The organism is Acinetobacter sp. SAAs474 (assembly GCF_032823475.1).
GTDB lineage: Bacteria > Pseudomonadota > Gammaproteobacteria > Pseudomonadales > Moraxellaceae > Acinetobacter.
Genome location: NZ_CP127915.1, coordinates 2,058,018 through 2,071,941, shown reverse-complemented (window position 1 = coordinate 2,071,941; position 13,924 = coordinate 2,058,018). Strand labels below are relative to the sequence as shown.

Here is a 13,924-nt window from a genome sequence, read left to right as displayed (position 1 = left end):
TCTTCATTGTAAAACGTTAATTCATCCCCCATATTTTATATATAGGCTGACCCCGAGGTTTGGAGAAGCAACATGGCATATAGCGAAAAAGTAATTGATCATTATGAAAACCCACGTAATGTTGGTGTTTTAGATAAAAATGCAGACAATGTCGGTACTGGCATGGTTGGTGCACCCGCATGTGGTGATGTAATGCGCTTACAAATTCAAGTAAATGATTCAGGCATTATTGAAGAAGCACGTTTTAAAACATATGGCTGTGGTTCAGCAATTGCCTCAAGCTCACTCGTAACCGAATGGTTAAAAGGCAAAACACTGGATGAAGCACAAGCAATTAAAAATATTGATATTGCTAATGAGCTCGCACTTCCACCAGTTAAAGTTCATTGCTCTGTGCTTGCTGAAGATGCGATTAAAGCTGCAGTAGAAGATTACCGCAGCAAGAAAACCAAAGCTTAATTTAAGTTTCTTAGTCAATATTTTGGAGTTTTCATGATCCATTTAACCGAAAATGCTGCAACTCATATCAGCAATTATTTAAAAAATCGCGGTAAGGGTGAAGGTATTCGCGTGGGTGTGAAAACTTCAGGCTGTTCTGGTCTAGCCTATGTGCTCGAATTCGTTGATGATATTGATGCACATGACGAAGTTTTCAACCAATTTGGCGTTAAAGTATTTGTAGATCCTAAAAGTTTAGTTTATTTAGAAGGTTTAGAAATGGACTATGTTAAAAATGGCTTAAATGAAGGATTTGAATTCAATAACCCCAATAAAAAAGGTGAATGTGGCTGTGGTGAATCATTCACTGTATAAGCACTACATTTCACACCATTAAAACAGTGTAAAATTACACTGTTTTAATCATATTTAACGCATAACGTTGCAAATGATTGCGGATATTTTTCATGAATCATTTTGAGTTGTTCAATCTTCCTGTCACACTCGATATCGATTTGACAGTGCTTAAAGCCGAATTTTTAAAACTGCAACAACAATATCATCCCGATAAAGCCGATGATAAAAATCAAGCATTAATTCAATCTAGTGAAATTAATCAAGCATATAAAACACTATTAAATATTGATAGCCGTGCAGGATACTTACTCGCACTTAAAAAACAAGATTATCATCTTGATCAATCGATCAGTGATTTTGAGTTTTTACAAGACGCCTTAGAAATTCGTGAACAACTGGAAGAAGCACAAACGACAGCACAACTGCAATCTCTTAGAATTGAAGTTCAGCAGTGGATTGAGGGTTTGGCTCGAGAATTTAAAATTGATTATCAAGCTGAAGATTGGGCTGAAGCACGTGATACCGTACGTAAACTGCGCTTTTTTGTAAAAGTCATGGCTGATATTAATCAAGCTGAAGATCGTTTACTCGACGATGATCATTTTGATTTAGATGATGATTTTTAATTTAATTTTTCAATATTATTTAGTACTAAGGATTTAACACAATGGCGCTCTTGCAAATTGCAGAACCTGGTCAATCAAGTGCACCACATCAACACCGTATTGCAATCGGTATTGATCTAGGTACGACCCACTCTCTCGTTGCAACGGTACTGTCGGGTCAAGCAAAAGTTCTTCATGATGAACAAGGTCGAGTGTTACTTCCATCTATTGTACACTACAGCCCAGAAACATCATTTTATGGTGATGCTGCAAAGCCCTTTATCACTACAGATCCAACCAATACCATTATTTCTGTGAAAAGATTTATGGGTCGTTCAAAAGCAGATATCAAATTTCAACATCCTTATACTTTAGTTGGTGATGACCATCAAATGCCAGCATTTGAAACAGTACAAGGCAGAAAAACACCTGTTGAAATCTCTGCAGAAATATTAGAGCAACTCAAAAATCGTGCTGAAGACAGTTTAAAAAATGCAGTAAATGGTGCTGTTATTACGGTTCCTGCCTATTTTGATGAGGCACAACGCCAAGCAACCCGAGATGCGGCCCAACTTGCGGGACTAAATGTTTTACGTTTACTCAATGAGCCAACTGCAGCAGCAGTTGCTTATGGGTTAGATCAAAATAATCGTTTAGCAACTGATCGAAACTATGTGATTTATGACCTGGGTGGAGGCACATTTGATGTCTCTATTTTACGCTTTTCTCAAGGTGTATTTGAAGTACTGGCAACAGGGGGTCATACCGCACTAGGTGGAGATGATTTAGACCGTTTAATTCTTAAATGGGCTAAAAAACAGCTAAATATTGATCATCTTGATGATATTGAATATGCCACCAGCTTGGTTGCAGCACGTAAAGCCAAAGAAGCATTAAGTACACACGAAACGGTTCATTTACATATCTTACAACAGACGATTGTACTAGATCGTTCAACATTTGAAGATATTATTAAAGTTGCACTCGACAAAACCATACAGGTGTGTCAACGCGTATTACGTGATGCAAAACTCGATATTTCAGATATTGAAAATATTGTTCTTGTGGGAGGTTCTACACGTTCTTATGCAGTACAACAAGCAGTAAAAGCGGTATTTAAACAAGAACCACTGTGTAGTATTAATCCTGATGAAGTTGTCGCAATTGGTGCTGCAATCACTGCCAATCAACTTATTGGTAATTCTACTGATGGCACATTATTGCTTGACGTAACACCACTTTCTCTTGGTTTAGAAACCATGGGCGGATTAGTTGAAAAATTGATTTCACGGAATACGGCTATTCCAGTTGCTCGACGTCAAGAATTTACCACGTATCAAGATGGTCAAACCGCAATGTTAATCCATGTCGTACAAGGTGAGAGAGAACTGGTTGAACACTGTCGTAGCTTAGGCCGATTTGTGCTACACGGGATCCCGCCAATGACTGCTGGACAAGCACGTATTGAGGTGACCTTTCAAGTAGATGCAGATGGATTATTGACGGTTTCTGCCAAAGAAACCACTTCTGGCGTACATGCTGAAATTGATATTAAGCCTTCATATGGATTATCTGAAATCGATACAGAACGCTTATTACTCGATGGCTTTAAATTTGCTGAAGAAGACAAAAATCTACGTCATCTACAGGAAACCAAAGTAGAAGCACAACGTGAACTTGAAGCACTTGAACAGGCCTTAAAAGCAGATAGTCAATTAATGACCTCTCAGCAGCTTAATCAACTCAATATTGCCAAGGATGCGCTGATCATTCAGTTGAAAAGCGATCAAATTGAAGCAATTGAACATGCTGTTGAACAGCTTAAAATCCACAGTGATGCTTTTGCAGCTCAGCGTATGAATCAACATATTGATGCTGCACTTAAAGGCACAAAACTCGATGATTGGTCAAACTCAAACTAATTAATAGGTACAGACTATGCCACGTATTAAAGTTCTTCCACATGCGCAAATTTGCCCTGAAGGTGCTGAGTTTGAAGTTCAACCAAATGCAAACTTGTGTGAAAGCTTACTAGAAAATGGAATTAAAATTGAGCATGCCTGCGATATGTCATGCGCTTGTACGACCTGCCACGTCATTATTCGTAAAGGATTTGATAGTTTAGCAGAAATGAATGATGTTGAAGCAGATTTGCTTGATCGTGCTTGGGGGCTTGAACCTGATTCACGTCTATCTTGTCAAGTGGATATCGTTAATGAAGACTTAGAGGTTGAAATTCCAAAATACACCATTAACCACGCATCAGAAAATCACTAAGTATCAAAATAATGGCTAGAGATCACACTCAATGAGTAGTGATGTCTAGCCATTAAATAAAAACAGTATCTATTGATGTTAACCTAAACATGATCGGGCAGACTTTTTAGTTTAAACTAGTTTTTTAATACAAGGCACAGATTTAAGCTATAGCTAAATTCTGTAAAAATCAGTATATAAAATTGTAGTTTCTTTATTCAGATTAAGCAACACTAATGAATTCAATATCTCATGATATAGATTAATTACACTTATTTTTATCCAATGCTCATTCACAATAACATAAAATCAATCTTCCGATTGAATATCATTTTTGCGTCTCTACTAAAACACCCCCCTCTTTCTCTAGATGCAATTTAGCCACCGCTTCTGTAGTCATGCTGACTGATTGCTGTGATTGAATACGCTCTATAGTATGTTGCAAAATTTCAATTAATGCTGGATATTCAAAATGTTGAACTTCATTTAAGTTCAGTAACAAATGAAAACCCTGATATTCATAATCAAACCATTGTTGCTGTACAACAGAATGGTAATCAAACTTGTCAATGACTTGCCAAGTCTTGATCTGTTGTTGAATACCCTTTAAATCAATTGGTGGCTTGGCAATACAGCAGTAATCATCTTTAATCAACTTGTAAGTATCTTCTGCAATAAGAATCTCATCTGTCTCAGCTGCATTTTGTAATCTTGCAGCCAGATTCACATCACGCCCCACAATGGTATAAGCCATTCGCTGTGCAGTACCATAATTACCCACATGACAATATCCAGTACTAATTCCCATACGGATATGTAATGCAGGATAGTCCATTTTAATCCAACGCTCACGTAGCAATATCATTTGCCGTCGCATTGCCAATGCCATCTCTATACAAGTTTTAGCATCTTTTTCAACACCCTGTGTGATCGGATCGCCAAAAAAAATTAAAATGGCATCTCCCATAAATTTATCTACAGTAGCTTCATATTGCTGAGCTATTTCAGTCATATGACTTAAATAATCATTTAATAAAAATGCTAGATCATCTGGAATTAGATCCTCAGATAACGCAGTAAAACCTTGAATATCAGAAAAGAAAATTGTCATTTTTTTTCGTTTATAATTAATTTTAGCCTCTGACTCACCCTTCATAATGGATTGCCAAAGCTGTGATGGAGCATACCGACTTAGTTGGTTAGAAAATTCGATATAACGATGCATTTGTAAATAATAATGCTGTTGTTGCTCCAGCACTGTACTCATATAACGCACTTGATAGAGCTCTCCAACAGCAAAATAACTCATCAAACACAAAAAAGCCAATACCGTCAGTTCCACAGAAGTTGTAGCAAAGTAAGCATCTGTTCCAAAAATAAAAATATTACATAGGTAAAAGAGTAAAATGGCAAATAATGAAGCAACAGCGACAATAATAAAGGAAATTTTACGATGGATAATGCGATAGAGTAATGTAAATAACGCACATAAAGTTAAAACTAAATTAAGATGTACGGCGGATAAAAATATTGCAATGATAATAATATCGAGTGCAAAAAATAAACTTGAATGCAGTGCTTTATTAGATTTATATTCAATCCACGCTGAAATTTTAGGTAATAAAAACAACAATGTAATTATAAATAAGGATAAATAAATCTGATAATTAGCATTGTGATAACTAAAATAATAAACAATCAGAATGAGGGCTAAACTACTATAAGCCATCACCCGATGTAAATATTCAAATTGTGCGGGCTGCCGATCCATCCAATTGCTTAAAGACATGGTTGCCTCCTATCAAAAGGATTAGAAGGCCATGATTACGTCATGGCTCAATCAACTAATCCATTCTCCAGTCAAATGGCATATCGCCTTGACCACGCAAAGCAAGCATTAACGTTTGACGCATATGTGCAAGTACATCACTGCTATAAGGTACAGCAGGTGTTCCCCATACAGGTTTAGGCCACGCAATATCGTTTTGGTATCGAATGACATGATGAAAATGCAATTGAGGAACCATATTTCCTAATGCTGCAACATTCATTTTATCTGCACGAAAAACACGTGCAAGTTGACTGGATAACCAGCTTGATTCGCGTAAAAATTGTTCTTGATCAGCCTGACTTAATTCATAAAGCTCGGTAATACCCGCGACTCGAGGAATTAAAATTAACCATGGAAATTGCATATCATTCATTAAACGACATGTTGACAATGGAAAGTCGCCGACATAAAAAGTGTCTTGAGCAAGTTGTGGATGCAAACTAAACATATCTTTATCAATGATGTAAATTAGAATGATGACTAATACTATCACATACCAAAGAGCGTGAATATTGCATATCACATCTTTCAATACAATTTTATTCATCACACAGCAATAATCATGGTTCAGCTTGTTTTTTAGTCTGATTGACTGTTCATCATGATCAAAAATTAACATCTTTTTTAATCATGATAAACCATGCTATTTTGCCATCCGATCTGCAATGATAATCAGCAAATGATTGTGCTTAGAATATAGGCATACTAAGCTAAATCTTTTGATAACGTATTCATCATATCTTGAATAAATTGAATTCTTTTTTGCCAATCCTCCAACATCACCATCACTTTCAAACGTTGTCCACCTTCCATTTTAAAATAACTCGGATGTTTCTGCATCATCTGGATAATGGTCATCGCTTGCACTGGCGTATCGGGAGAAAATTCAAAATATCCACCCTGTGCATGAATATCCATTTTGGTAATACCCAACTGCTCTGCATGTAAACGAATTTGATGTACAGTAAACAAATGCTTTACAGCTTGAGGTGGAATACCAAAACGATCGATCAACTCCATACGAATATGGTCAAGTTTTTCCGTTGTATCTGTATTACTAATACGTTTATAAAACAGTAATCGTTGATGTACATCGCCTAAATATTCTTCAGGAATCAATGCAGGTAAATGTAAATTAATTTCAGCAGTTAATGACAAAGGTGCATCAAAATTTGGTGTTTGACCTTTTTGAATCGCTTTTGTGGCCTTTTCTAACATTTCCATATACAAGCTATAGCCAATCGCTTGCATTGAACCACTTTGTTGTTCACCCAGTAACTCACCCGCACCTCGTATTTCCAGATCCTCTGTTGCCAACATAAAACCTGCGCCTAATGTGGATGCACGAGCAATTGCATCTAAGCGTTTTTCAGCATCACCCTTCAAAGCTTTCATTGAAGGCACCAATAGATAGGCATAAGCCTGATGATGAGAACGCCCTACACGGCCACGCAATTGATGAAGTTGTGCTAATCCAAGTTTATCTGCGCGCTCAATAATGATGGTATTCGCATTCGGTACGTCAATTCCGGTTTCAATAATGGTGGAGCAAACCAATACATTATATTCTTTGTGATAAAACTGCTGCATCACGTGTTCAAGTTCACGCTCACGCATTTGGCCGTGTGCAGCAGCAACACGTGCTTCGGGAACAAGCTCACGTATACTGGCTACCGTTCGCTCAATTGTCTCCACTTCATTATGTAAAAAGTAAACTTGTCCTCCACGCAATAATTCACGCAAGATAGCCTCTTTAACAGCCTCCTGAGTATGCTCTTGCACAAAAGTTTTTACAGCCAAACGGCGTGCGGGAGGTGTAGCAATAATCGATAAATCTCGCATGCCACTAAATGCCATATTTAGTGTTCGTGGAATTGGCGTAGCAGTGAGTGTCAACATATCCACATCTGCGCGTAAGGCTTTAATTCGCTCTTTGTCTCGCACACCAAAACGATGTTCTTCATCAACAATCATTAAACCAAGATCATTAAACTGAATATTTTCCTGCAAAATCTTATGCGTACCGATTACAATATCCACTTTGGCAGCAGCAAGATCCTCGATGGTTTTTAAATGAGATTTGCTAGAACCAAATCTGGACAGTACTTCAATTCGTACCGGCCAATCTGCAAAACGATCTTTAAAGGACTCATAATGTTGCTGTGCCAATAAAGTGGTTGGCACCAATACAGCCACCTGTTTATTATTCTGTACCGCAACAAAGGCTGCTCTCATCGCAACTTCTGTTTTACCAAAACCCACATCACCACAGACAAGACGATCCATCGGTTTAGCTTGCTGCATATCATATAAAGTTGCCTCAATCGCATTGGCTTGATCGAGTGTTTCCTCATAAGCAAAACTTGCCGAAAACTGCATATACATTTTTTCATCAAGGCTAAACGCCAAACCTGGTTTTGCATGACGGCGTGCTTGGATATGCAACAACTCAGCAGCAACATCATGAATTTGCTCCAATGCTTTACGCTTTGCCTTCGTCCATGTATCTGTCCCTAGCTTATGTAATGGTGCTAAGTCTGGATCTCCACCACTATATCGACTAATTAAATGCAAATTGGTTACAGGTACATATACTTTAGCGGCATCAGCATAATCCAGTTGTACAAACTCATGATCTTGACCATCGATCGCCAATGTAACCAAACCTGCGTAACGCCCCACACCATAATCAATATGTACAACTGGTGCACCCACATTTAGTTCAGTCAGACTACGGATTAAAAATTCTTCTGAGACCTCTTGCTGACGCTTTTTTCTACGCTGTATTACACGATGTTCATACAACTGATTTTCAGAAATAATACTTAAATGATCAGTAATGACCAAACCACGATCTAGTGGTGCATGGGTAATTGCAATCGGTTGCAAGCAACGCTGAAAGCTTGCAAAACTATCCACTATCGGAATATTCCCCAGTGTTGCTCTCAATGCATCACGTAAGGATTCACGTCGACCCGCACTTTCAGCCACCAACAATACGGGATGATGCAACTGATCAATATAATCCTTAACTGCTGAAAAAGGTTGCTCACTTTTGGGATCTACCGCTAAACGAGGAGGTACCTCGGTAGCAACATGAATAACACCCGATTTTTCAGGAAAATTTTCTATAGATACAATCATACGAGCAAACTGATTCAGCTGCTCTAAAATTGTATTGGGATGTAAAAACAATTGATCTGGTGCCAATAATGGCTGATCTATATTATAACGCCGATCTTCATATCTTTTTGATACTTCAGTCCAATAACGATCCAGTTCATCATGAAAATACTTATCTGTAATGACAATTGCATTACTCGGTAAATACGACATCAATGCACTTTGTGATTTCATTTGTGCATCAGTGAAAAAAAGCGGCAAATAAAATTCTATACCAGGTGACGCAATACCATCTAAAGCATCTTGATACAGTGGATTTTTCTTTGGATTAGCCGTTGGAAACATTTCTGCATAACGGTCACGAAATACTGAACGCCCTTCTTTTAACGGAAACTCTTTTGCCGGTAAAACGCTAAAAAATTGCAGTGACTGGGTCGTACGCTGGGTTTCAGGATCAAAAAATTTTAAACTTTCAACTTCATCATCAAATAAATCAATACGGATCGGTGCTGTTTGACCAGATGCATAAATATCCATAATACTACCACGAACCGCAAACTCACCATGATCGTAGACCGTATCGACCAAGTGGTAACCTGCCTGAATCAATGATGATTTTTGTTGTTCTAAGGCAAATTTTTGTCCAACTCGAATATCAAAATGCTGACCTAAAATCCATGATGTAGGAGAAATTCGCTGGGCTAAGGTTGTTGCAGAAACCAGTAATATACCCTGCTGTGGCATATTAGACAAAATGGCCAATCTTTCTGAAACAATATCTTGATGCGGAGACAAGCGATCATAAGGAAGTATCTCCCAATCTGGAAATATAGCAGGCTTAATGCCATAGAATTCCAGCTCACTCTCCAGCTGATTCAAATGTTGATTGTTACGGGCAACGATCACCAATAATCGTTCAGACTGTAGACTAATTTCATTAAAAAGCAACGCTGCCGCAGAGCCTTGTAAATTACCTATCCAACGCTTTTCACTCGCTTTTAGCGATGCGATACGCAACTGAGAAATTTCTTGTTGAAACATTGATCTGGCTTTAAAATCTAAACAACAGCTTTAAATACTAACACGTTGTATACAATAAAAGCGCTATTTTTAGTGAGGATAGCTAATTTAAAGCTGAACAATATTTTTATCTTTCTCTTAAAAACTCTCGATAATAATCATTTAATTTTTTAATAATTTTTTTAAGTTGCATTAAATTTTCCTGATTATTTCCTAACCGTGCTACATAACGCCCAGTGGCGATTTCCAAATCAATTTTTTCATTAATCATGATCGCATTAAAATATAACGCCTTCAAATCATCAAATTTATCCATTCTTCGATTAGAAAAATAATGCAACCGTTCAGATAATTCATTAATCACCATACCATCGACAATATAGCCCAGCTCAGCATCAAATATGATTTGATGATCGATGAGATATTTTTGTTCTAGCTTACGGTTACTCTTATTGATAAATTTAGTGATTATTTCTAGCATATCTTCACCATTAGATAACGAAAATTAAACTAATTTTATAATAAGATACATAAAAAACACACAAGATTAATGTGATTAAATTAACTTAAACTAAGTATTTTTAAGCCATGTTACAGAAAAAAATTAAAAAATAAAACATAGTTCAATTAAAAATAAATAATTGTTTTTACTATTTTTTATAAAGTTTTTTTTAATTTTTTTAAAAAAATATTATTTTTTTACCTCATTGTTTCAATATCTTACGCCCTAATTGATCAATTAATGATCACTTGTAAGTTTTTTCGTCTTAATTTATGTTAAAAAGCATTATATTTTTCATGAAAATAATTCAAAACAACTAAATTTAAGGTGTAGACATGCAAAAATCTATAAGTTTGATTGAAATTGAACAAATCTATAATTTCATCGCAGAATATCCTGAAATATTAGCAAAAAATAATTTTGATCGAGTACTGACATTTATCTCTGCTTATCATTATGATCGAAGCTCAATTATTGGGCTACATGGAGATCATGGATTAGAAATCCATCAACAAGGTCACATTAAAGTATTAGATTTAACCAGTGCACCTAATTTTCTACATAAACATGATTTTTTATCATGGTGTACAAATCACCTATTAAATTAGTTAAATTATAATAAAACAATAATCTAACAAAAAATTAAGGTCTGTTGATATTTTATAAATTGCTTAAATAAACAAAAACAAGTCAAGACCAGTAAATAATCACAAGACCTTAATTCTTTATATATCAGGTAAAAATTATGTTAATTCAGTTATGTTATTGCAGTAAATACAAGTCGGGAGGATTGACACTCATTGAAGATATTCGTGATATCTTAATTACAGCCAAACAATTTAATTTTCAACACGATATTCATGGTACATTGTATTATGCAGATGGCTCTTTCTTACAATGTTTGGAAGGTGAGGAAACAACGATTCGCCATTTATATGCCAATATTTTAAAAGATCGCCGCCACGAACATATTCATCTATTAAAAATTGAAAAAATTAACGACATTAGATTTAAAAAATGGACCATGAAATATGTCAGCATAACTGACCCAGTAAAAAGCCTAATGAATGATTTACATTTTGACCACTTTACACCCGAACGCTTGACCGAAACGCAACTGGATCAAATTGTGGACATTCTTTATCTGGAAAATGAGCAAGAGGCTTACTCTGCAGGCCCATCAACAAAACGCTTTCACTATTCTCATTATTTCTAATACCATCCTACCCTTTGAAAAGCTCTATAAGACTAGAGCTTTTCAATTAAAATACGATCAACTTGCTTTAAACCGGTATGCTTCTCATGGTTACGACGACGAATCTTGATCAAATGCTCTTCTTGCAGATCCTGTAGCATTAATTCAACCGCCATCATACTTTCTAGCGGTAAATCTAAGCCAATCCACTTTTGCTCCCCCGCTTCCATTAAAATTACTTCTTCATTAATTTGATCATAAAGACTCATATTTTCCTCACTTTCGGTCATGATTGACCATTGACTAACCATGAATACTTAATGAATTGGCATACTATATACCGATTATCATATTCCGTCATTGAATATAAACAAGGAATTTATTTACAACATAATGGTTAAAATAAAGTCCTTATTCAATAAAAAACTGCCCCATTAAGCTAACAGGACAGCCCAATTTTTTAACTTATGTAAGTTTTACAATATTATGCTGCAATCACATCCTTAACGGCTGCAACAACAGCATCTGTAGTGATACCAAAATGCTGGAAGAGATCTTTTGCTGGTGCAGACTCACCATACGTGGTCATCCCAATCACTTTGCCATCTAAACCAACAAATTTCCACCAATAATCAACCAGTGCCGCTTCAACAGCAACACGAGCACGAATATGCGCAGGAAGAACAGCTTCACGATACGCAGCATCTTGTTTTACAAATGCTTCAGCACATGGCATAGAAACAACACGTACACCATCCAGTTGAGCATAAGCCTCCATTGCCAAGCTAATTTCAGAGCCTGTTGCAATAATAATCGCTTTTAACTCACCTTTTTCCTCAGCTAAAATATAACCACCTTTGGCAATATTCTCAATTTGTACTGTAGTACGTGTTTGAAATGGCAAATTTTGACGAGAAAAAATAAGCGCTGTAGGCCCATTGGCACGTGTTAAGGCAGACTTCCAAGCAACAGCAGCCTCTACGGTATCACACGGGCGCCAAGTATTAAGATTTGGTGTACCACGTAATGATGCAATCTGCTCTACAGGCTGGTGTGTCGGTCCATCTTCACCCAAACCAATCGAATCATGTGTATAGACATGAATAACACGCTGCTTCATTAAAGCAGACATACGTACTGCATTACGTGCATATTCCATAAACATTAAGAATGTTGCCACGTAAGGAATAAAACCACCATGTAATGCTACACCATTGGCAATTGCGGTCATACCAAACTCACGCACACCATAATGCACATAATTTCCTGCAGGATTATCTTGAAGACCTTCAGCACCCTTCCATAAAGTTAAGTTAGATCCGGCTAAATCTGCAGAACCACCTAAAATTTCTGGTAATAACGGTGCAAAAGCCTGAATGGCATTTTGACTTGCTTTACGTGTTGCAATCGTCTCAGCTTTAGCATTCACTTCAGCGATGTATGCATCTGCTTGTGCAGAAAAATCAGCAGGCAATTCACCAGATAAACGACGTTTAAGTTCAGCAGCTTCTACAGGATATTGCTGTGCATATGCTGTAAAAGTTTCATTCCAATGCGCTTCTAATCGTGCACCTTTTTCTTTTGCATCCCATGCAGCATAAATATCGGCAGGAATATGAAATGCTTCTTCAGCCCAACCTAATGCTTGGCGTGTCAATGCAATCTCATCATTGCCTAATGGTGCACCATGGCAATCTTCTTTACCTTGCTTATTTGGAGAACCTAAACCAATAATTGTTTTACAAATAATCAATGTTGGCTGTGTGGTTTCTTCTTGAGCAAGCACAGTTGCCGCACGAATTGCAGCCGCATCATGACCATCTACTTTTAAAACCTGCCAACCATAGGCACGAAAACGTTGCTCTGTATCATCAGAGAACCAGCCTTCCACTTCACCATCAATTGAAATACCATTATCATCATAATAAGCAATTAATTTTCCAAGGCCTAATGTACCTGCTAATGAACATGCTTCATGTGAAACACCTTCCATTAAACAACCATCACCGAGAAAACAATAAGTAAAATGATCAATGACTGTAATATCATCTTTATTAAATTGTGCTGCTAAAGTTTTTTCAGCGAGTGCAAAACCAACGGCATTCGCAATCCCTTGACCTAATGGACCTGTGGTCGTTTCAATACCCGGTGCATATCCCAGCTCAGGATGACCAGGTGTTTTTGAATGTAATTGACGGAATGCCTTTAAATCATCAAGTGAAAGATCATAGCCCGTTAAGTGAAGCAATGCGTATTGAAGCATTGAACCATGACCGTTAGACAGTACAAAACGATCACGATTCGCCCATTGTGGATTTGTTGGGTTATGGTTTAAAAATTCACGCCAAACCACATCAGCGATATCTGCCATCCCCATTGGCGCACCAGGATGTCCTGAATTTGCTTTTTGCACAGCATCCATAGCTAATACACGAATTGCATTGGCAATACGACGTTCATTAAGCGGGGTTGTCATAGATCAGAGTCCAAATAGTTCAAAATAAGAAGAAATCGTGAAAAGACTTTCAAAATCGTCCATATTGTCTTAAAAAAACGAGGGCGGGTAAAGGCTTGACATCAATATTTCATCAATTATT

At 37.0% G+C, this 13,924-nt stretch carries 13 protein-coding genes; 7 read left to right on the top strand and 6 right to left on the bottom strand.

From position 1 onward, the window contains the following. Positions 1-72: 72 nt before the first annotated feature. The 5 genes from iscU to fdx all read left to right on the top strand — a co-directional run bounded on the left by iscU (position 73) and on the right by fdx (position 3,677). Positions 73-459 (top strand): Fe-S cluster assembly scaffold IscU, encoded by a 387-nt coding sequence (gene iscU, locus QSG86_RS10500; RefSeq protein ID WP_317031444.1) that lies wholly within the window; start codon positions 73-75, stop codon positions 457-459. A gap of 33 nt (positions 460-492) precedes the next feature. Then, positions 493-813: an iron-sulfur cluster assembly protein IscA gene (gene iscA / locus QSG86_RS10495; protein WP_317031443.1), complete on the top strand. Its 321-nt coding sequence runs from the start codon at positions 493-495 to the stop codon at positions 811-813. A 92-nt stretch (positions 814-905) separates the two neighbouring features. Continuing rightward, the gene (gene hscB, locus QSG86_RS10490; RefSeq protein WP_317031442.1) at positions 906-1,421 is read left to right on the top strand and encodes a Fe-S protein assembly co-chaperone HscB; all 516 of its coding nucleotides are present in this window, start codon (positions 906-908) and stop codon (positions 1,419-1,421) included. 41 nt (positions 1,422-1,462) lie between these two features. Further along, on the top strand, positions 1,463-3,322 hold the full coding sequence (gene hscA / locus QSG86_RS10485) for a Fe-S protein assembly chaperone HscA (protein ID WP_317031441.1): 1,860 nt from the start codon (positions 1,463-1,465) through the stop codon (positions 3,320-3,322). Positions 3,323-3,338: 16 nt separating this feature from the next. Further along, positions 3,339-3,677, top strand: coding sequence for an ISC system 2Fe-2S type ferredoxin (gene fdx / locus QSG86_RS10480; protein WP_317031440.1), 339 nt, complete (start codon positions 3,339-3,341; stop codon positions 3,675-3,677). 307 nt (positions 3,678-3,984) lie between these two features. On the opposite strand, the gene QSG86_RS10475 is transcribed toward fdx, so the two are convergent. The 4 genes from QSG86_RS10475 to QSG86_RS10460 form a co-directional block, all read right to left on the bottom strand. Next, the gene (locus tag QSG86_RS10475) at positions 3,985-5,445 is read right to left on the bottom strand and encodes an adenylate/guanylate cyclase domain-containing protein (RefSeq protein WP_317031439.1); all 1,461 of its coding nucleotides are present in this window, start codon (positions 5,443-5,445) and stop codon (positions 3,985-3,987) included. 55 nt (positions 5,446-5,500) lie between these two features. After that, positions 5,501-5,935 (bottom strand): HIT family protein, encoded by a 435-nt coding sequence (locus QSG86_RS10470; protein WP_317031438.1) that lies wholly within the window; start codon positions 5,933-5,935, stop codon positions 5,501-5,503. A 257-nt stretch (positions 5,936-6,192) separates the two neighbouring features. After that, positions 6,193-9,651 carry a transcription-repair coupling factor gene (gene mfd, locus QSG86_RS10465; RefSeq protein WP_317031437.1) on the bottom strand — a complete coding sequence of 1,153 codons (3,459 nt, stop codon included), beginning with the start codon at positions 9,649-9,651 and terminating at the stop codon, positions 6,193-6,195. A gap of 106 nt (positions 9,652-9,757) precedes the next feature. Further along, positions 9,758-10,111 (bottom strand): hypothetical protein, encoded by a 354-nt coding sequence (locus tag QSG86_RS10460; RefSeq protein WP_317031436.1) that lies wholly within the window; start codon positions 10,109-10,111, stop codon positions 9,758-9,760. Positions 10,112-10,467: 356 nt separating this feature from the next. Between QSG86_RS10460 and QSG86_RS10455 the strand changes: the two genes are divergently transcribed. After that, positions 10,468-10,740 (top strand): hypothetical protein, encoded by a 273-nt coding sequence (locus QSG86_RS10455; protein ID WP_317031435.1) that lies wholly within the window; start codon positions 10,468-10,470, stop codon positions 10,738-10,740. Between the two features lie 137 nt (positions 10,741-10,877). Next, complete coding sequence (locus QSG86_RS10450; RefSeq protein WP_317031434.1) at positions 10,878-11,348, top strand: BLUF domain-containing protein; 471 nt, start codon at positions 10,878-10,880, stop codon at positions 11,346-11,348. Between the two features lie 32 nt (positions 11,349-11,380). On the opposite strand, the gene QSG86_RS10445 is transcribed toward QSG86_RS10450, so the two are convergent. Then, positions 11,381-11,596 (bottom strand): hypothetical protein, encoded by a 216-nt coding sequence (locus QSG86_RS10445; protein WP_317032552.1) that lies wholly within the window; start codon positions 11,594-11,596, stop codon positions 11,381-11,383. A 215-nt stretch (positions 11,597-11,811) separates the two neighbouring features. Further along, complete coding sequence (tkt, locus tag QSG86_RS10440) at positions 11,812-13,803, bottom strand: transketolase (protein ID WP_317031433.1); 1,992 nt, start codon at positions 13,801-13,803, stop codon at positions 11,812-11,814. Positions 13,804-13,924 lie beyond the last annotated feature (121 nt).

Excerpts from the sequence above, each read along its gene's own strand:
- hscA (WP_317031441.1), top strand. The coding sequence starts at position 1,463 with ATGGCGCTCTTGCAAATTGCAGAACCTGGTCAATCAAGTGCACCACAT.
- mfd (WP_317031437.1), bottom strand. The coding sequence starts at position 9,651 with ATGTTTCAACAAGAAATTTCTCAGTTGCGTATCGCATCGCTAAAAGCG.
- iscU (WP_317031444.1), top strand. The coding sequence starts at position 73 with ATGGCATATAGCGAAAAAGTAATTGATCATTATGAAAACCCACGTAAT.
- QSG86_RS10450 (WP_317031434.1), top strand. The coding sequence starts at position 10,878 with ATGTTAATTCAGTTATGTTATTGCAGTAAATACAAGTCGGGAGGATTG.
- QSG86_RS10460 (WP_317031436.1), bottom strand. The coding sequence starts at position 10,111 with ATGCTAGAAATAATCACTAAATTTATCAATAAGAGTAACCGTAAGCTA.
- QSG86_RS10475 (WP_317031439.1), bottom strand. The coding sequence starts at position 5,445 with ATGTCTTTAAGCAATTGGATGGATCGGCAGCCCGCACAATTTGAATAT.
- tkt (WP_317031433.1), bottom strand. The coding sequence starts at position 13,803 with ATGACAACCCCGCTTAATGAACGTCGTATTGCCAATGCAATTCGTGTA.
- iscA (WP_317031443.1), top strand. The coding sequence starts at position 493 with ATGATCCATTTAACCGAAAATGCTGCAACTCATATCAGCAATTATTTA.
- QSG86_RS10445 (WP_317032552.1), bottom strand. The coding sequence starts at position 11,596 with ATGAGTCTTTATGATCAAATTAATGAAGAAGTAATTTTAATGGAAGCG.
- fdx (WP_317031440.1), top strand. The coding sequence starts at position 3,339 with ATGCCACGTATTAAAGTTCTTCCACATGCGCAAATTTGCCCTGAAGGT.
- QSG86_RS10470 (WP_317031438.1), bottom strand. The coding sequence starts at position 5,935 with ATGTTTAGTTTGCATCCACAACTTGCTCAAGACACTTTTTATGTCGGC.
- QSG86_RS10455 (WP_317031435.1), top strand. The coding sequence starts at position 10,468 with ATGCAAAAATCTATAAGTTTGATTGAAATTGAACAAATCTATAATTTC.
- hscB (WP_317031442.1), top strand. The coding sequence starts at position 906 with ATGAATCATTTTGAGTTGTTCAATCTTCCTGTCACACTCGATATCGAT.